Raw genomic sequence first — 18877 nt, 5'->3', positions numbered from 1 at the left:
GATGGCTCTCTCCGGCATCTCCCGGGTGCGGCGCCAACTGCCCACCAGCCCCTGGCTGTTCGCCGCACCCGGCCTCCTCGTCACCGGCGCCTTCGTCCTGTACCCGTTCCTCTCCACGCTGGTCAACGCCTTCACCGACCGCCGCACCCTGATCCCCGGGCAGTTCGTGGGGCTCGCCAACTTCCGGGAACTGCTCCAGGACGACATGTTCTGGACCGGCCTGCGCAACAGCACGCTCTACGTCCTCGGCGTCGTGCCCCCGCTCGTCGTCCTGCCCCTGCTGCTCGCCCTGCTCGTGCAGAAGAACATCCCCGGCATCACCTTCTTCCGGTCCGCCTTCTACACCCCGGTCGTCGCCTCGATCGTCGTGGTCGGGCTGATCTGGGTGTGGCTGCTGGACGACCGCGGACTGGTCAACTCGCTGCTGGAGACGGTCGGCGCCGACCGGGTCGGCTTCCTCAGCGACCAGTGGCTGCTCCTGCTGAGCGCCATGGCCGTCACGGTGTGGAAGGGCCTCGGCTACTACATGATCATCTATCTGGCGGCGCTCGGGAACGTGCCGCGCGAGCTGCACGAGGCCGCCGCCGTCGACGGGGCGGGCGCGGTACGCCGTTTCATGACCGTCACCGTGCCCGCCGTCCGCTCCACCATGGTGCTCGTCGGCGCGCTTTCCTCCGTCGCCGCGTTCAAGGTGTTCTCCGAGGTGTATCTGCTGGCGGGCCCGAGCGGTGGTCCGGCGGGCGAGGACACCACCCTCGTCATGCTCGTCCAGCGCACCGGCACCGGCCTGACCGGCCGCGTCGGCTACGCCTCCGCGATTGCCGTCGTCGTCTTCGTGGTCACCGTCGTCCTGATGCTGCTGGTGCTGCGCGCCGACCGGAAGGAGGAGTCATGAGCGTCCTCGAGAAGACACCTCCTCGGGAGAAGGTGCCCGCCGCCGTCCGCGAACCCCGGATCACCGACGAGCACGGCCGCCGCGTCCGGGTGTGGGAACTCGCCCTGCGCTACGTCCTGCTGCTCGCCGTACTGGCTCTGACCATCGGCCCGTTCCTGTGGCAGCTCTCCACCTCCCTCAAGGGTCCCACCGAGGACATCTACAGCTCCCCGCCGACGTTCCTGCCGGGCGATCCGACCCTGCACAACTACGAGCGGGTCGCCGACACCATCCCCGTCTGGGACTACGCCCTCAACTCCCTGAAGGTCGCCACCGCCAACGTCGTCACCAACTGCGTCGGCGCCGCCCTCGCCGGATACGCCCTGGCCCGACTCCGCTACCGCGGCCGCCGGGTCGCCACCCTGGCCTTCATCCTGGCGATGCTCGTGCCCGTGGAGGGCATTATCATCGCCCAGTTCACCACCATGCGGGAGCTCGGCCTCAACAACACCCTGATCGGCGTGGTCCTGCCGGGCTGCATCGGCGCGATGAACGTCCTGCTGATGCGCAACGCCTTCCTCAACCTGCCCTACGAGATCGAGGAAGCGGCCTTCGTCGACGGCGCCAACGTCTGGCAGCGGTTCCTGCGCATCGCCCTGCCGTCGGTGAAGGGCACCCTCGCCGTCGTCGCGATCTTCGCCTTCATGGGCGCCTGGGACGACTTCCTGTGGCCGCTCATCGTGCTGAGCGACCCGTCCAGGTTCACGCTGACCATCGGCCTCAACTATCTGCACGGCACCTTCGCCAACGACGAGCGCCTCGTCGCCGCCGGCACGATCATCGCCGTCGCACCGCTGATCGCCCTCTTCGCCTGTCTCCAGCGGTACTTCTTCCGCGGTGTGGGCGAGGGCGCGGTGAAGGGCTGAACCTCCCCCCGAACGCAAGGACCGGACCCCCATGCCTTCTGCCGTGCGCTTCGGCGTCAACTACACCCCCAGCGAAGGGTGGTTCCACCACTGGCTCGACTTCGACCTCGACTCCGTCCGCGCCGACCTGGACTCGATCGCCGCGCTCGGCGTCGACCACATCCGCGTCTTCCCGCTGTGGCCGTACTTCCAGCCCAACCGCACGCTGATCCGCCCCCGGGCCGTCGAACAGCTCGTCGCGCTGGCCGACGCCGCCGCCGAACGCGGCCTCGACGTCAACGTGGACGGCCTCCAGGGGCACTTGAGCAGCTTCGACTTCCTGCCCGCCTGGACCCGGACCTGGCACCGGCGCAACCTCTTCACCGACCCGGACGTGCTCGACGGCCAGGAGAAGCTGCTGCGCACCCTCGCCGCCGCCCTCGCCGACCGGCCCAACTTCATCGGCATGACCCTCGGCAACGAGGTCAACCAGTTCTCCTCCGGCCCCCATCCGGACCCCGACCGGGCCACCTCCGACGAGATCGACACCTGGCTCGCGCGTATGCTCGCCGCCTGCGAGGAGGGCGCCCCGGGCCGGCTGCATCTGCACGCCGAGTACGACGCCACCTGGTACCAGGACGACCAGCCCTTCACCCCGGGCCAGGCCGCCCGGCACGGTGCCGTCACGGCCGTGCACTCCTGGGTCTTCAACGGCACCGCCCAGCGCCACGGCCGTACCTCCGTCCCCGCCGAGCACCACGCCGCCTACCTCGTCGAGCTGAGCAAGGCCTGGGCCGACGACCCGCACCGGCCGGTCTGGCTCCAGGAGGTCGGCGCCCCCGCACCCCTGGTCCCGGCCGAGCACGCCGCCGCCTTCACCGAGGCCACCGTGGCGAACGCCCTGGACTGCCCCGGACTGTGGGGCATCACCTGGTGGTGCTCCCACGACGTCTCCCGCGACCTGGCCGACTTCCCGGAACTGGAGTACGGACTCGGCCTGCTGACCAACGACCGTAAACCGAAGGACATGGCCAGGGTGCTGGAACGGGCGGCGCGCGAGCCGTCGCAGGCGCCCCCGGCTCGTACGACGGCGCTGGTCGTCCCGGCCGACCCCGCCGTCCGTTCGCTCTGCGCCCCCGGCGGTCCCGTATTCGACGCCTTCTTCCGGCTGGTCGCCGACGGAGCCCGCCCCACCACCGTCCTCGACACGCTCGCCGCCGACCGGGAACACCTGGCCGCGCGCGGCATCACCGAGGTCGTCACTCCCGACCAGGTACTTCCCCACCCACCAGGAGGCACCCGCTCGTGACACCCACCAGACGCACCGTCCTGCTCGCCGGCGCCGCGGCCGCCCTGTTCCCCTCACCGCAGGCCACGGCAGCCCCGAAAGCCGCCGCGACCCAGCCGTACGCCTCCTACTGGTACCCGGACTCCCTCCCGTCCGGCACTCCGGGCCCCGGCATCACCTGGCGCGGCCTGAAGTCCTGGCGCGCCGACACCGACCCGGACCTCGCCTTCAACGCCGCGTCCGTGCCCCTGGCCGCCCGCTTCACCCCGGCCCCCGCCAACCCGACCGCCCGCGCCGGCCAGGCCCGCATCCAGTCCCTGGTCTCCTTCGGGCCCACCGCGAGCAACCCCTCCCAGGGCTCGGCCACCGCCGACTACTACGCCCTCACCCACTGGGCCTACATCGACGAGCTGGTCTTCTGGGGCGGCTCCTCGGGCGAGGGCCTGATCCTCGCCCCGAACGCGCCGATCGTCGACGCCGCCCACCGGCACGGCGTGCCCGTCCTCGGCAATGTCTTCCTGCCGCCCGTCGCCTACGGCGGACAACTGCGCTGGACCCGCGACCTGGTGCAGAAGGACACCGCCGGGCGTCATCCGCTCGCCGCGCGGCTGGTCGAGGTCGCCGAGGCGTACGGGTTCGACGGCTGGTTCGTCAACGCCGAGACCGGGGGCGGGGACGCCGCCCTCGGCGCGGACATGCTGAGCTTCATGCGGGAGCTGAAGTCACTCGCGGCGGCCAAGGGGCAGCGGGTCACCTGGTACGACGCGATGACCGTGAACGGCACGGTGAGCTGGCAGGGGGCGCTCAACGGGCAGAACGAGCCGTTCTTCCGGACCGCGGACGACATGTTCGTCGACTTCCGCTGGTCGGCGAGCAGCCTGGTCTCCTCGGGGCGGCGGGCCGAGCAACTGGGGCGCAGCCGCCATGAGTTGTGGGCGGGCGTCGACGTGGAGGCCAACGGCTGGAACTCCTCCGTGCGGTGGGACGCGATCGTGCCGAAGGACAAGGCGCACATCGCGTCGATCGGCCTCTACCGGCCCGAGTGGACGCGCAACCATCTGCCCGCCGACCAGCGCGGTCCGGCCGCCTTCCACGCCGCCGACGACCGGTTCTGGACCGGCCGCTCCCTCGACCCGTCCCGGCCCGACGGCACGGACAGCTGGCGGGCACCCGCCGTGTCCGTCGCCGACCGCTCCACGGTCACGTCGGTTCCGTTCGCGAGCGTGTTCAACACCGGGCACGGGCTGCGGTGGTACGAGGACGGTGCCGTGACCTCGGACGCGCCCTGGAACCACCTCGGCCTCCAGGACCGGCTGCCGTCCCGGCGGTGGGTGGTGCGCACGGAGGGGCGACGCCCCGCTGTCGGCTTCGACTTCGCGGACGCGTGGCGCGGTGGGAGCAGCGTGCTGGTGGACGGTGAACTGGACGCGCCCACGGTGGTGGAGGTGTATGAGACGCGGCTGCCGATCGGTGGCGACACGGTGGTCGAGCTGACGCATCGGACCGACGCGGGCGCCGTGCGGATCGAACTGGCGGTGGCGACCGGTGAGCCGGGCTCGTATACGTATCTGCCCGTGGACTCGGGCCAGGCGTGGCAGACGTCGACCGTACGACTCACCGGCCTGACCGGGACCGTCCACTCACTCGGCGTGCGGCTCACCGCGACCGACGGGCCCGTGACATGGCGGCTGGGCGGCATCGCGGTCCGGGACGCAATCCGCAGACCCGTCTCGCCGACCGGGTTCCGCGTGACGGCCGCGTCCGGCGGCGACCTGCGCCTCGCCTGGGACCCTGCCCCCGGCGAGGTACGCCACCACACCCTGCACCGCGTTCTCCCGGACGGCACCCGGCGCTTCCTCGGCGGCACCTGCCAGCGCGCGTTCTTCGTCGCCGGACTGAAGCCCGAACAGGGCGAGCGGGCGGCACGGTTCGAACTGCGTGCCGTGGGGGAGCTCTACACCTCGTCGGCGCCCGTTTCCCTGACCCACCCCTGGTAACGACCCCCTAGGGAGCATTCCGCATGCATGACGACCGCAGCCTGGTCGAAGCCCGCCTCAAGCGCGTCCTCGACGAGCGTGTCCGCCCCGCCGTGTACCCCGAGTCCGTGCCGCTGGAGGTGGCGGTGTGGCACGCGCCCGGCGAACCGGTGCCGGTCGCCGAGGGACTCGCGGCCGAGCCCGAGTCCATCGAGGCGGGCGCCCGCTGGGGTGCTCCCTGGGGCACCAGCTGGTTCCGCGTCACCGGCACCGTCCCCGAGGAGTGGGCCGGGAAGACCGTCGAGGCGATCCTCGACCTGGGCTTCGACGAGAACATGCCCGGCTTCCAGTGCGAGGGCCTCGTCTACCGGCCCGACGGCACCCCGGTGAAGGGCCTCAACCCGCGCAACCAGTGGGTGCGCATCGGCGCCCCCGTCGAGGGCGGCGAGCAGGTGCGCCTGCACATCGAGGCCGCCTCCAACCCCGTCATCCTCGACTACCACCCCTTCCTGCCCACGCAACTGGGCGACAAGGAGACCGCGGGCAGCGAACCGCAGTACACCCTCGCCCGCATGGACCTGGCCGTTCTCGACGAGACGGTGTGGCAGCTCGTGATCGATCTGGAGGTGCTCGGCGAGCTGATGGCCGAGCTGCCGGTGGAGTCGGCCCGCCGCTGGGAGATCCTCCGGGCGGTCGACTCGGCCCTCGACGCCCTCGACCTCCAGGACATCGGCGGCACGGCGGACCGGGCCCGTTCCCGCCTCACCGACGTGCTCGCCGCGCCCGCCGCGCCCTCCGCCCACCGCATCAGCGCCGTCGGCCACGCCCACATCGACTCGGCGTGGCTGTGGCCGCTGCGCGAGACCGTGCGCAAGGTGGCCCGGACGACGTCCAACATGACCGCCCTGCTCGACGACGAGCCGGAGTTCGTCTTCGCCATGTCGCAGGCGCAGCAGTGGGCGTGGGTGAAGGAACACCGGCCCGAGGTGTGGGCCCGGGTGAAGAAGTCCGTGGCCGACGGACGGTTCGTACCGGCCGGCGGTATGTGGGTGGAGTCGGACACCAACATGCCGGGCTCGGAGGCGATGGCCCGGCAGTTCGTGCACGGCAAGCGGTTCTTCCTCGACGAGTTCGGCATCGAGAACGACGAGGCCTGGCTGCCCGACACCTTCGGCTTCGCCGCCGGACTGCCGCAGATCATCAAGGCGGCGGGCTCCAAGTACCTGCTGACGCAGAAGATCAGCTGGTCCCAGACGAACAAGTTCCCGCACCATACTTTCCGGTGGGAGGGCATCGACGGCACCCGGATCTTCACGCACTTCCCGCCCGTCGACACCTACAACTGCTCCATGAAGGGCAGCGAGATCGCCCACGCCGCCCGCAACTTCAAGGACAAGGGCGTCGCCCGTCACTCCCTCGCGCCCACCGGCTGGGGCGACGGAGGCGGCGGCACGACCCGTGAGATGGTCGCCAAGGCGGCCCGGCTGCGGGACCTCGAGGGCGCGGCGACGGTGACCTGGGAGACCCCGGCGGAGTTCTTCGCGAAGGCCGCGGCCGAGTATCCCGAACCGCCCGTCTGGGTCGGCGAGCTCTACCTCGAACTCCACCGCGCCACCCTCACCAGCCAGGCCAAGACCAAGCAGGGCAACCGCCGCAGCGAGCACCTGCTCCGGGACGCCGAACTGTGGGCGGCCACGGCGGCCGTACGCACCGGCTTCCCCTACCCCTACGAGGACCTGGACCGCATCTGGAAGACGGTGCTGCTGCACCAGTTCCACGACATCCTGCCCGGCTCGTCCATCGCCTGGGTGCACCGCGAGGCCCGGCGGACCTACGAGAGGGTCGCCGAGGAGCTGTCCGGCATCATCGACGCCGCTCAGCGGGCCCTCGCGGGGGACGGGACGCTCGACCTCGTTTTCAACTCGGCACCCCACAGCCGGGCCGGGATCCCCGCCGGCGGTGCCGGTGCCGAGCTTCCGCCCAGCCCGGCGGAGCTGTCCCCGCGCGCCGAGGGCGGATTCGTCCTGGGCAACGGCCTGCTCCGCGTCGAGATCGACGCCCGAGGGCTCGTGACGTCCGTGTACGACATCGAAGCCGACCGCGAGACCGTCGCCCCGGGCCGGGCCGCGAACCTCCTCCAGCTCCACCCCGACTTCCCGAACATGTGGGACGCCTGGGACGTCGACGAGTTCTACCGCAACACGGTCACGGACCTCACCGACGCGGACGAGGTCGCCCCGGACGGGGACGGGGTCCGGGTCGTACGGACCTTCGGCGCCTCCCGCGTCACCCAGCTGCTGTCCCTCGCGCCGGGGGAGCGGCGGCTGACGGTGGACACGGAGGTCGACTGGCACGAGACGGAGAAGTTCCTCAAGCTCGCCTTCCCGCTCGATGTGCACGCCGAACGGTACGCGTCCGAGACCCAGTTCGGGCACTTCCACCGGCCCACCCACACCAACACCTCCTGGGAGGCCGCCAAGTTCGAGGCGTGCAACCACCGCTTCCTCCATCTGGAGGAACCCGGCTGGGGCGTCGCCCTCGTCAACGACTCGACGTACGGCCACGACGTGACCCGCACGGTCCGCACCGACGGCGACGGCGGTACGACCACCACCGTCCGTGTCTCTCTGCTGCGCGCCCCGCGTTTCCCCGACCCCGAGACCGACCAGGGCGTCCACCGCTTCCGGCACGCGCTGGTGCCGGGCGCGGGCATCGCCGACGCGGTGCGCGAGGGCTGGCGGATCAACGTGCCGGAGCGGCGGCTCACCGGTGCCGGAGAGGTGGCGCCGCTGGTGACGGCCGACCAGGACGCGGTGGTCGTCACGGCGGTGAAGCTCGCCGACGACGGCAGCGGGGACGTCGTCGTCCGGTTCCACGAGGCATTCGGCGGCCGGGTGCGGGCCACGCTCACGGCCGGCTTCGAGGTCGCGGGTGTCGCGGTGACGGACCTGCTGGAGCGTCCGCTGGCGGATGCGACGGCACCGGAGGTCCGGGACGGGCGGATCGCGGTGCGGCTGCGCCCGTTCGAGCTGGTGACGCTGCGGCTGCGACGCGGATAGTCGGTGACGCAGGTCACAACTGTCGATGTCACATCGTGGTGAGCCGCCGACTCATAGGGGTGTACGCGAAACGACAACGACAGAGGAGCTCACCATGAGCGCGCGTCTGGACGTCTTCGCCCTCCCGAGTGCGGGCAAGGTCATCAAGCAGTTCACCGCCCTGGGGCGGCTGGTCGTGGAGTCCCCGCTGCCGGCCGCCACCCGGGAGCTGGTCTCGCTCCGTGTGAGCCAGATCAACGGCTGCGCGGTCTGCATCGACATGCACACCAAGGAGGCGACTGCCGCGGGCGAGAGCTCCGTACGACTCCATCTGGTCGCGGCCTGGCGTGAGGCCACCGTGTTCACCGAGGCCGAGCGGGCCGCGCTGGAACTGGCGGAGCAGGGGACCCGTATCGCGGACGGGGCGGGCGGTGTCCCGGACGCCGTCTGGGAGCGGGCCGCCAAGCACTACGACGAGGAGCAACTCGCCGCCCTCGTGACCCTGATCGGCTTCATGAACACCGCGAACCGGCTGAACGTCATGCTGGAGCAGCCGGCGGGCGACTACCGGCCCGGCCAGTTCAAGTAGCGGCGGACACGGCTCAAGACCCGAGCTGCGTCCGCAGCCACTCCTCCACCTCGCCCACGTGCGCGGCCGCCGCCGCGCGGGCCGCCTCCGGGTCGTGGGCGGCCAGGGCGCGGTGGATCGCGGCGTGTTCGCGGCGGGTGCGTTCGAAGGCGCCCTCCTCCTGGTAGCCGCGCCAGACGCGGGCGCGGAACGTCCGTGAGGACAGGCCCTCCAGGATCGCGGCCATGGTCTCGTTGCCCGCCGCCGCCGCGATCTCCCGGTGGAAAGCCAGGTCGTGGGCGAGGATCTCCTCCGGATCGTCCGTGGCGTTCATCGCCGCGAGGTGCTTCTCGACCTCGGCCAGCTGGTCGTCGCTGATCCGGGCGGCGGCCAGTGCGGTCGCCGTCGACTCCAGGATCCGCCGGATCTCCAGCAGCTCCACCAGACGCGGGCCGCGCGAGAGGTCCGCCACGACACCGAACGTCTCCAGCAGGTCCCCGGCCTCCAGCTGGGTGACGTAGATGCCCGACCCGTGCCGGGCCTCCAGCACGCCCAGCACCGTGAGCGCGCGGATCGCCTCCCGCATCGAGCTGCGGGACATGCCCAGCTGGGCGGCCAGATCGCGCTCGGTCGGCAGCCGCTGGCCCGGCTCCAGCCGGCCCTCGCCGATCATCGCCTTGATCCGCTCGATGGCGCGCTGCGTCACGGTGCCCTTCTGCGGGGCCGTCTCGTCGTCCACGCCGTTCCTCCGATCACAGGCTCCGGCGCAGTCTAACCAGCGAGGTGGTCGGACCACTATGAGCCCGGAGCGCGAAAATGTGCCTCCGCAGGGTGTTCCGACGGGGGAGTGGTCTGATAAGTATGCGGGCATCTGCTCGAACACCGGTCGATGGGAGCCCCCTCAGATGCCCGGAAGCACAGTGCGGAAGCGGAACAGGTCCCGGATCGTCGGCGCGGTGGCGCTGGCCGCCGGCGCCTCCCTGGTGCTCGCCGCGTGCGGCAGTACCAAGGACACCGGCGCCTCGGGTGCCGGCGGCGGCGACGGCAGCGGCAAGGTCGGGGTCGTCCTGCCCCTGCTGACTTCGCCGTTCTGGCAGTCGTACAACGACTACGTGCCCAGGATGGCGAAGGCCGAGGGCGTGGACGCGATGAAGACCGTCAACTCCAACAGCGACCCCTCGCAGCAGATCACCGACATCAACAACCAGCTCAACCAGGGCGTCGAGGGCCTGGTCGTCGCCCCGCTGGACAGCGCCGCCATCGAGGCGGGCCTCGACCAGGCCGAGCGCAAGGGCGTGCCGGTCGTCGCCGTGGACGTGGCGCCCGACAAGGGCAAGGTCGCGATGGTGGTCCGCGCGAACAACGTGGCGTACGGCGAGAAGGCCTGCCAGTACCTCGGCGAGCACATCACCTCGGGCAAGGTCGTGCAGATCATGGGCGACCTCGCCTCGGTCAACGGCCGCGACCGCTCCGAGGCGTTCCGCGCCTGCGTGAAGAAGAACTTCCCCGAGCTCAAGGTCCTGGAGATCCCCGCCAAGTGGGAGTCCGACGCGGCGGCCTCGAAGCTCGACACCCTCCTCAACGCCAACCCCGACATCAAGGGCATCTATATGCAGGCGGGCGGCGTCTACCTCGCGCCCACCCTCCAGACCCTCAAGTCCAAGGGCATGCTGAAGAAGGCCGGGCAGTCGGGCCACATCACCATCGTCTCGAACGACGGCATCCCGCAGGAGTTCGACGCGATCCGCAAGGGCGAGATCGACGCGACCGTCTCCCAGCCCGCCGACGCCTACGCCAAGTACGGCATGTACTACATCAAGGCGGCGATGCAGGGAAAGACGTTCAAGCCCGGCCCGACCGACCACGACTCGACGATCGTGAAGCTGCCCAGCGGCATCCTGGAGGACCAGCTGCCCGCGCCGCTGGTCACGAAGGACAACGTCGACGACCCCGAGCTCTGGGGCAACACGGTCGAATGAGCAGCCCACTGGTTGAAGCGTGGGGCATCGTCAAACGGTACGGCCCCACCACCGCCCTCGCCGACGGCAAGCTCTCCGTCCTGCCGGGCGAGTCCCACGCCCTCGTCGGACGCAACGGCGCCGGCAAGTCCACGCTGGTCAGGATCCTCACCGGCCTGGAAGCCCCCGACGAGGGCACCGTCCGCTTCGACGGCGACCCCGCGCCCCCGCTCACGGACCGGGACGCCTGGCGCCGCAAGGTCGCCTGCGTCTACCAGCACCCGACGGTCGTCCCCGAACTGACCGTCGCCGAGAACCTGTTCATCAACCGGCAGCCGCTCCGGCGCGGCTTCATCAGCTGGCGTCGCCTGAAGTCCGAGGCGGCCGCACTTCTCGACACCTGGGACGTGCGCGTCGACCCGGACGCGCGCACGGCCGATCTCAAGGTCGAGGACCGGCAGATGGTGGAGATCGCCCGGGCGCTGAGCTTCGGCGCCCGCTTCATCATCCTCGACGAACCCACCGCGCAGCTCGACAACCGGGAGATCGAGCGGCTGTTCACGCGTATGCGGGCCTTGCAGGAGTCGGGCGTCACCTTCCTGTTCATCTCGCACCACCTCCAGGAGGTGTACGAGGTCTGCCAGACCGTCACGGTCCTGCGCGACGCCCGCTGGATCACCACGGCACCGGTCGCCGACCTGCCCCGACAGGCCCTGGTGGAAGCCATGGCCGGAGAGACCATCGCCGAACAGGTCGAGCGGCAAAGGACCCAGGGAGCATCGGGCCCCGTTCTGCTCGACGTCAGCGGCCTCACCTCCACCGCCTATGAGAGCGTCGACCTCACTGTCCGGCGGGGCGAGGTCGTAGGACTGGCCGGATCGAGCGCGAGCGGCAAGATAGAGCTCGCCGAGTCCTTCACGGGACTGCACACCCCCACGAGCGGAACGGCCCGGCTGGACGGGCGGCCGCTGCCGTTCGGCGACGTCCGCAAGGCATTGGAGGCCGGCGTCGGCTTCGTGCCCCGGGACCGGCACGAGCAGGGCCTGGTCTTCGGCATGTCCATCGGCGACAACGCCACCCTCAGCGTCCTGGACCGGCTCGGCCGCTACGGCTTCGTCGGCACCGACAGAAGGCGCGATGTCGCCACCGCGCTGATCGAACGCCTCGACATCCACGCGGCGGGCCCCGAACAGCCCGTCTCCGACCTGTCCGGGGGCAACGCGCAGAAGGTCGTCATGGCCCGGGCCCTCGCCTCGGACCCGCGGCTCCTGGTCCTCGTCAACCCGACCGCGGGCGTCGACGTGAAGTCCAAGGAATCCCTGCTCGCCCGTGTCGACACCGCCCGCGAGGACGGCACCGCCGTGCTCGTCGTCTCCGACGAACTCGACGACCTCAGGCGCTGCGACCGGGTCCTCGTCCTCTTCCACGGCCGTGTCGTCGCCGAGCACCCGGCGGGCTGGCGCGACCACGAGCTCATCGCCTCCATCGAAGGAGTGGACCATGGCTGACACCAAGGCGGCCCCGCCGCTCGCGCCCGCGCGAGCCACCGACCCGCGCGCCGCCAAGGCCGTCCTCCTCCGCCGGGCCCGCGAACTCGCCCTTGTCCCCGCCCTGTTGCTGCTCCTCGTGCTCGGCGCCGTCGTCAACGACTCCTTCCTCACCGAGCGCAACATCGTCTCCATCCTCGGTGCCTCCGCCGCCCTCGCGATGGTCGTGCTCGCCGAGTCGCTCGTCCTGATCACCGGCAAGTTCGACCTGTCCCTGGAATCGGTCGTCGGGATCGCGCCCGCCGTGGGCGCGCTGCTCGTGCTGCCCGCGGCGCAGTCCGGCTGGGGCGCCGAACTCCCCGCCGCCCTCGCCTTGGTGGCGGTCCTCGTCGCGGGCGCGGCCGTCGGCGCCTTCAACGGCGTCCTGGTCGTGAAGTTCAAGCTCAACGCGTTCATCGTGACGCTGGCGATGCTGATCGTGCTGCGCGGCCTGCTGGTCGGCGCGACCAAGGGCAAGACGCTGTTCGGGATGCCCGACAGCTTCTACTCGCTGGCGACGACCACCTTCCTCGGCGTCCCTCTCTCGGTGTGGCTCGCAGCGAGCGCCTTCGCGGCGGCCGGGCTGGTGCTGAAGTACCACCGGGTCGGGCGCGCCCTGTACGCCATCGGCGGCAACGCGGACGCGGCTCGGGCGGCGGGCATCCGGGTGGAGCGCGTGATGCTCGGCGTGTTCGTCGTCGCGGGTGTCCTCGCCGCGGTCGGCGGCATCATGCAGACCGGATACGTCGGCGCGATCAGCGCCAACCAGGGCCAGAACATGATCTTCACCGTGTTCGCGGCCGCGGTGATCGGCGGCATCGCCCTCGACGGCGGCAAGGGCACCATGTTCGGCGCCCTGACCGGCGTACTCCTTCTGGGTGTCGTACAGAACCTGCTCACCCTCGCCCAGGTGCCGTCGTTCTGGATCCAGGCCATCTACGGCGGGATCATCCTGGTCGCCCTCATGATCGCCCGGGTCACCACTGGCCGGGCCCAGGACTGACACCCCGCCCCTGCAACCGAAAGGCCCCCCGTGTCCCCGACGCCCGCCCGCATCATCGCGGTCGACACCCACGACATCCGCTTCCCCACCTCGCGCGAGCTCGACGGCTCCGACGCGATGAACCCGGACCCCGACTACTCGGCGGCCTATGTCGTCCTGCGCACCGACGCGGCCGACGGGCACGAGGGCCACGGATTCGCCTTCACCATCGGGCGGGGCAACGAGGTGCAGGTCGCCGCGATCGACGCGCTGCGCGGACACCTCATCGGCCGCTCGGCCGACGACCTGTGCGCCGACCCCTCCCTCCTGAACCGCGACCTGATCGGCGACAGCCAGCTGCGCTGGCTCGGACCCGAAAAGGGCGTGATGCACATGGCGATCGGCGCGGTCGTCAACGCCGTGTGGGACCTGGCCGCCAAGCGCGCGGGACTGCCGCTGTGGCGGCTGCTCGCCGAGGCCGACCCCGCGTGGCTGGTGCGCCAGATCGACTTCCGCTACCTCACCGACGCCCTCACCCCCGAGGAGGCCCTGACCCTGCTGCGCCGAGGCCGGGAGGGCGCCGAGGAGCGCACGGCCCGGCTGCTGGAGCGCGGCTATCCCGCCTACACCACCTCACCCGGCTGGCTCGGCTACGACGACGAGAAACTCACCCGGCTCGCGGCCCGGGCCGTCGCCGACGGCTTCCGGCAGATCAAGCTCAAGGTCGGCGCCGACCTCGACGACGACATCCGCCGCTGCCGCGTCGCCCGGTCCGTCATCGGCCCGGACGTCCGCATGGCCGTCGACGCCAACCAGCGCTGGGACGTCGACGAGGCGATCCGCTGGACCAAGGCCCTCGCCGAGTTCGACCCGTACTGGATCGAGGAGCCCACCAGCCCCGACGACATCCTCGGCCACGCGGCGGTCCGCCGGGCCGTCGCCCCCGTGAAGGTCGCCACCGGCGAACACGTGCACAACCGGATCGTCTTCAAGCAGCTCCTCCAGGCCGGCGCGCTCGACGTCGTCCAGATCGACGCGGCCCGCGTCGGCGGCGTCCCCGAGAACCTCGCGATCCTGCTGCTCGCGGCCAAATTCGGCGTGCCGGTATGCCCGCACGCGGGCGGCGTCGGCCTGTGCGAACTCGTCCAGCACCTGTCGATGTTCGACTACGTGGCCCTCTCGGGCACCACCGAGGACCGCGTCATCGAGTACGTCGACCATCTGCACGACCACTTCCTCGACCCGGTGGTGATCCACGAGGCTCACTACAGGGCACCCACCGCGCCGGGCTTCTCGGCCGCCATGCGGCCCGAGTCACTGGCGCGATTCACCTACCCGGGCGGCGCGTTCTGGGCCGCCGACCTCGACGAGCGGAAGAAGGGTCAGGCCGTATGAGCGACTTCGAGGGCATCACAGCCCTGGTGACGGGCGGCGCCTCCGGCATCGGCCGGGCCACCGCCGACCTGCTGGCCGAGCGCGGCGCCCGGGTCGCCGTCCTCGACCTGGACCCGTCGCCGGTCGACAAGCCGCTGCTCGCCTACCGCGCGGACGTCACCGACGACGCCTCCGTGCGCGAGGCCGTGGCGGCCGCCGTCGCCGACCTCGGCGGGCTCGACGTCCTGGTCAACAACGCGGGCATCGGAGCCCAGGGCACCGTCGAGGACAACCCCGACGACGAATGGCACCGCGTCTACGACGTCAACGTCCTCGGCATGGTCCGCACCGCCCGCGCCTGCCTGCCCCATCTGCGCGCCTCCGCGCACGCCGCGATCGTCAACACCTGCTCCATCGCCGCCACCGCGGGCCTGCCGCAGCGCGCCCTGTACAGCGCCACCAAGGGCGCCGTGTACTCGCTCACCCTCGCCATGGCCGCCGACCACGTCCGCGAGGGCATCCGCGTCAACTGCGTCAACCCGGGCACGGTCGACACACCCTGGGTCGGCCGCCTCCTCGACGCCGCGCCCGAACCGGCCGCCGAACGCGCCGCACTGGAGGCCCGCCAGCCCACCGGCCGTCTCGTCTCGGCGGCCGAGGTCGCCGGCGCCGTCGCCTATCTGGCCGGACCCCTCTCCGGCGCCACCACGGGCACCGCCCTCGCCGTCGACGGCGGCATGCAGGGCCTGCGGCTGCGCCCGGCGGCCCGGTGAACCGGCTCGGCGGCAGCCGCGTCGAGGTCAGCGCCCTGTCCTTCGGCGCCGCCGCGATCGCCAACCTGTACTCCGAAGTCGGCGAGGCACAGGCGCACGACGCCGTGGAGGCCGCCTGGCAGCGGGGCATCCGCTACTTCGACACCGCCCCGCACTACGGCCTCGGCCTCTCCGAACGCCGCCTCGGCGCCGCCCTGCGCGACCGCCCCCGAGGCCAGTACACGATCTCCACCAAGGTGGGCCGCCGCCTGGAGCCCTCCGACGGCACCGGCGACGACCTGGCCCACGGCTTCGCCGTACCCGCCACCCACCGCCGCGTGTGGGACTTCAGCGCCGACGGCGTACGACGCACCCTGGAGGCCAGCCTGGAACGGCTCGGCCTCGACCGCGTCGACGTCGTCTACCTCCACGACCCCGACGAACACGCCGAAGAGGCCTTCCGGGAGGGCTATCCCGCCCTGGAGAAGCTCCGCGGCGAGGGCGTGGTCGGTGCGATCGGCGCCGGAATGAACCAGGCGGAGATGCTCACCCGCTTCGTCCGCGACACCGACGTCGACGTGGTGCTCTGCGCAGGCCGCTACACCCTGCTCGACCAGAGCGCCCTCACCGACCTGCTGCCCGCGGCCCGGGAACGCGGCAGGTCCGTCGTCATCGGCGGCGCCTTCAACTCCGGCCTGCTGGCGAACCCGCGGCCGGGCGCCACGTACAACTACACCGTCGCCCCCTCCGAGCTGGTCGAACGCGCCCTGCGGCTGAAGTCCGTCGCCGACCGCCACGGCACCACGCTGCGCGCCGCCGCCCTGGCCTTCTGCGCCGCCCACCCGGCCGTCGCCAGCGTCCTCGTCGGGGCCCGCTCGGCGCACGAGGTCCGCGACTGCGCCCACCAGTTCGCCGCGCGCGTGCCCGGTGCGTTCTGGCACGACCTGCGCACCGAGGGACTGCTGCCCGCCGACGCCCCCGTCCCCACCGAGGAACCGTCATGAGAGTCGCCCTGCACACCAAGGTCCGCGCCGACCGCGTCGCCGCGTACGAGGCCGCCCACCGCGAGGTCCCCGAGGAACTCACCGACGCCATCCGGGCCGCCGGCGCCACCTCCTGGACCATCTGGCGCAGCGGTACCGACCTCTTCCACGTCCTGGAGTGCGAGGACTACGCCCGTCTGCTCGCCGAACTGGAGAAGCTGCCGGTCAACGTCGCCTGGCAGGCCCGCATGGCCGAGCTGCTGGACGTCGTGCACGACTACTCAGGCGAGGGCGCCGACGCCGGTCTGCCGGTCGTCTGGGAGCTGCCGTCATGACCGTCGTCGACGCCCACCACCATGTGTGGGACCTGTCCGTACGGGACCAGGACTGGATCACCGGTCCCGAACTCGCGCCCCTGCGCCGCGACTTCACGATGAAGGACCTCGAACCCGAGGCGAGGGCGGCCGGAGTGGGCCGTACGGTCCTCGTCCAGACGGTCATCGTGCCCGAGGAGACCCCGGAGTTCCTTGCCCTGGCCGACGAGCACGACCTGATCGCCGGCGTCGTCGGCTGGACCGACCTCACCCGCCCCGACGTCGCCGAGGAACTCGCCCGGCTGCGGGAACTCCCCGGCGGCCGCCACCTCAAGGGCATCCGCCACCAGGTCCAGGGCGAACCCGACCCGGAATGGCTGCTGCGCCCGGACGTACGCCGGGGACTGGGCGCACTCGCCGACGCCGGGCTGGTCTACGACCTCGTGGTCCTGCCCCATCAGCTCCCGGCCTGCGCACGGGCCGCCGCCGACCTGCCCGGCCTCACCTTCGTCCTCGACCACCTGGGCAAACCGCCCATCGCCTCCGGCGCCCTCGAACCCTGGGCGTCCGGCCTCCGCGCCCTCGCCGCCCGGCCCAACACGGTCGCGAAGCTGTCCGGCCTGGTCACCGAGGCCGACCTCGCCTCCTGGACCGTCGAGGACCTGCGCCCGTATGCCGACGTGGCCCTGGAGGCCTTCGGGCCGGGCCGATTGATGTACGGCTCGGACTGGCCGGTGTGCACGCTCGCCACCTCCTACGGCGGCACCCTCGACCCCGTACGCCGCCTGACCTCCGAGCAGGACCACGAGCAGATCCTCGCGACCACCGCCACCCGCGTCTACGGCCTCTGAGCGCTCTCCGCCAGCCGCGTCGGCGGCAGGTACTCCCGTACGTACGTCCGCTCCCAGCACGCGCCCGTCTCCCGCAGCTCGCGCCAGGTCGTGTAGCGGTAGCGGAACAGTCGGGCGCGTACGTACCGAGGGGGCGCGTCCGGCGGGAACGGCGAGCGGCGCAGCAGCTTCAGCGTGGCCCGGTCGTTCTCCAGCAGCCGCTCCACCAGCGTGCCGAACCAGGAACCGGCGTAGGCGGGGGAGAGGGCCGCGAACCACATCATCCAGTCCAGCCGCAGATGGTAGGGCGCGAACTGGCGCGGCCAGCGCCGGGGATCGCCCGGCTTGCCCTTGAACTCGTACTCCCGCCAGTCCGAGTCCTCGCGCGGCACCTCGTCCGCGGTGCCCTCGACGACCACCTCGTAGCGGATCCGGCTCACACTGCCGAACGCCCCGTAGGTGTTGACCAGATGGACCGGGTCGAAGGAGCGGTTCATCACCTGGCGGCGGGAGACCATGTTGCGGACCGGCTGGTAGCTGAGAACCACGAGCAGCGCCGCCACCGCCAGCACCACGACCACGTACCAGAGCGGGGCCTCGGGCCTGTCCGGTGGATCGGCCGGGAACCGTACCGCCGACAGGGCCAGCACGATCGTGATCCAGTTCAGCCAGGAGAAGTTGCCCGACAGCACCAGCCAGAGCTGGGTGGCGATCATCAGCGCGGCGGCGGCCGTCGCGACCGGCTGCGGGGTGAACAGCAGGAACGGCACCACGAGTTGGGTGACATGGTTCGCGGCCACCTCGACCCGGTGCAGGGGCCTGGGCAGACGGTGGAAGAACCAGCTCAGCGGGCCCGGCATCGGCTGGGTCTCGTGATGGTGGTCCAGACACGTCAGCTTCCGCCAGCATGCGTCGCCGCGCATCTTGATCAGCCCCGCGCCGAACTCCACCCGGAACAGGATCCACCGCAGCAGGAACAGCACGACGAGCGGCGGCGCCACCTCGTCGTTGCCGAGGAACACGGCGAGGAAGCCGACCTCCAGCAGCAGCGACTCCCAGCCGAACGAGTACCAGGTCTGCCCGACGTTGACGATCGACAGGTACAGCAGCCATGGCACCAGCCACAGCAGCATGCCGCCCCACAGCGGCAGCAGCGAGTCGAGCCCTGCCAGCAGCGCCGCCGACACCGCGCAGCCCGCCCAGGCGCAGAGCGCGAAGAAGCGGTCCGAGTAGTGCACCTGGAACAGGCTCGGCGCCCGCTTGAACGGCACCCGTTCGACGAACTCCGGCACCGGCAGCATGCCGCGCCGCCCGATCAGCGCGCGGAACTGGAGCGCGGCCGTCAGGAACGCGACCAGATACACGGCGGCCAGCGCCCGCTGGAAGACCAGCCGGCTCAGCCAGTAGTCGGATGCGGTGAACCAGTCCACGGCCGTGCGCTCCTCCCGATGCCGTGCCGGACCCCAGTGTCACGCTCCGTGTGGCGCCGCTCCGGTTGCGTAACCCAAG

16 protein-coding genes are annotated in these 18877 nt (G+C 71.4%); 14 read left to right on the top strand and 2 right to left on the bottom strand.

Annotated features, from left to right (window positions below):
- The first annotated feature begins 1 nt into the window (after position 1).
- From KJK29_RS03360 to KJK29_RS03335, 6 genes are all read left to right on the top strand, one after another.
- Complete coding sequence (locus tag KJK29_RS03360) at positions 2-895, top strand: carbohydrate ABC transporter permease (protein WP_215117098.1); 894 nt, start codon at positions 2-4, stop codon at positions 893-895.
- Positions 892-1800, top strand: a complete 909-nt coding sequence (locus tag KJK29_RS03355) for a carbohydrate ABC transporter permease (RefSeq protein WP_215117097.1) — start codon at positions 892-894, stop codon at positions 1798-1800. Before KJK29_RS03360 ends, KJK29_RS03355 begins: the two co-directional genes overlap by 4 nt.
- A gap of 31 nt (positions 1801-1831) precedes the next feature.
- A complete protein-coding gene (locus tag KJK29_RS03350) occupies positions 1832-3088 on the top strand; it encodes a glycoside hydrolase 5 family protein (protein WP_215117096.1) in 1257 nt (418 codons plus the stop codon).
- Positions 3085-5064 carry an endo-beta-N-acetylglucosaminidase gene (locus KJK29_RS03345; protein ID WP_215117095.1) on the top strand — a complete coding sequence of 660 codons (1980 nt, stop codon included), beginning with the start codon at positions 3085-3087 and terminating at the stop codon, positions 5062-5064. Before KJK29_RS03350 ends, KJK29_RS03345 begins: the two co-directional genes overlap by 4 nt.
- 23 nt (positions 5065-5087) lie before the next feature.
- Entirely contained in the window at positions 5088-8102 is a 3015-nt protein-coding gene (locus tag KJK29_RS03340) for an alpha-mannosidase (RefSeq protein ID WP_215117094.1), read from the top strand.
- Between the two features lie 94 nt (positions 8103-8196).
- On the top strand, positions 8197-8670 hold the full coding sequence (locus KJK29_RS03335; RefSeq protein WP_215117093.1) for a carboxymuconolactone decarboxylase family protein: 474 nt from the start codon (positions 8197-8199) through the stop codon (positions 8668-8670).
- Positions 8671-8683: 13 nt separating this feature from the next.
- On the opposite strand, the gene KJK29_RS03330 is transcribed toward KJK29_RS03335, so the two are convergent.
- Positions 8684-9388 carry a FadR/GntR family transcriptional regulator gene (locus KJK29_RS03330; protein ID WP_215117092.1) on the bottom strand — a complete coding sequence of 235 codons (705 nt, stop codon included), beginning with the start codon at positions 9386-9388 and terminating at the stop codon, positions 8684-8686.
- A gap of 166 nt (positions 9389-9554) precedes the next feature.
- Here KJK29_RS03330 and KJK29_RS03325 point away from each other — a divergent pair, with 166 nt between their 5' ends.
- Genes KJK29_RS03325 through KJK29_RS03290 form a run of 8 tightly spaced genes read left to right on the top strand, consistent with a single transcriptional unit; the run spans position 9555 to position 17389 of the window.
- Entirely contained in the window at positions 9555-10628 is a 1074-nt protein-coding gene (locus KJK29_RS03325; protein WP_215117091.1) for a sugar ABC transporter substrate-binding protein, read from the top strand.
- Entirely contained in the window at positions 10625-12115 is a 1491-nt protein-coding gene (locus KJK29_RS03320) for a sugar ABC transporter ATP-binding protein (protein ID WP_215117090.1), read from the top strand. The genes KJK29_RS03325 and KJK29_RS03320 overlap by 4 nt, the downstream gene beginning before the upstream one ends.
- The gene (locus KJK29_RS03315) at positions 12108-13136 is read left to right on the top strand and encodes an ABC transporter permease (protein ID WP_215117089.1); all 1029 of its coding nucleotides are present in this window, start codon (positions 12108-12110) and stop codon (positions 13134-13136) included. The genes KJK29_RS03320 and KJK29_RS03315 overlap by 8 nt, the downstream gene beginning before the upstream one ends.
- A 30-nt stretch (positions 13137-13166) precedes the next feature.
- The gene (locus tag KJK29_RS03310) at positions 13167-14510 is read left to right on the top strand and encodes an L-fuconate dehydratase (RefSeq protein WP_215117088.1); all 1344 of its coding nucleotides are present in this window, start codon (positions 13167-13169) and stop codon (positions 14508-14510) included.
- Entirely contained in the window at positions 14507-15262 is a 756-nt protein-coding gene (locus tag KJK29_RS03305; RefSeq protein ID WP_215117087.1) for an SDR family NAD(P)-dependent oxidoreductase, read from the top strand. The genes KJK29_RS03310 and KJK29_RS03305 overlap by 4 nt, the downstream gene beginning before the upstream one ends.
- Positions 15259-16245 carry an aldo/keto reductase gene (locus tag KJK29_RS03300; RefSeq protein ID WP_215117086.1) on the top strand — a complete coding sequence of 329 codons (987 nt, stop codon included), beginning with the start codon at positions 15259-15261 and terminating at the stop codon, positions 16243-16245. The genes KJK29_RS03305 and KJK29_RS03300 overlap by 4 nt, the downstream gene beginning before the upstream one ends.
- Positions 16242-16559 carry an L-rhamnose mutarotase gene (locus KJK29_RS03295; RefSeq protein WP_215117085.1) on the top strand — a complete coding sequence of 106 codons (318 nt, stop codon included), beginning with the start codon at positions 16242-16244 and terminating at the stop codon, positions 16557-16559. The genes KJK29_RS03300 and KJK29_RS03295 overlap by 4 nt, the downstream gene beginning before the upstream one ends.
- Entirely contained in the window at positions 16556-17389 is an 834-nt protein-coding gene (locus KJK29_RS03290; protein ID WP_215117084.1) for an amidohydrolase family protein, read from the top strand. The genes KJK29_RS03295 and KJK29_RS03290 overlap by 4 nt, the downstream gene beginning before the upstream one ends.
- Here the strand turns inward: KJK29_RS03290 and KJK29_RS03285 are convergent.
- Positions 17377-18798, bottom strand: coding sequence for a lipase maturation factor family protein (locus KJK29_RS03285; protein ID WP_215117083.1), 1422 nt, complete (start codon positions 18796-18798; stop codon positions 17377-17379). The genes KJK29_RS03290 and KJK29_RS03285 overlap by 13 nt on opposite strands.
- Positions 18799-18877: the final 79 nt, after the last annotated feature.

This window comes from Streptomyces koelreuteriae (assembly GCF_018604545.1).
In the GTDB taxonomy this organism is placed as follows: Bacteria; Actinomycetota; Actinomycetes; order Streptomycetales; family Streptomycetaceae; genus Streptomyces; species Streptomyces koelreuteriae.
Note: the sequence above shows the minus strand (reverse complement) of the source record. Positions and strands in the feature narration are given on the sequence as shown.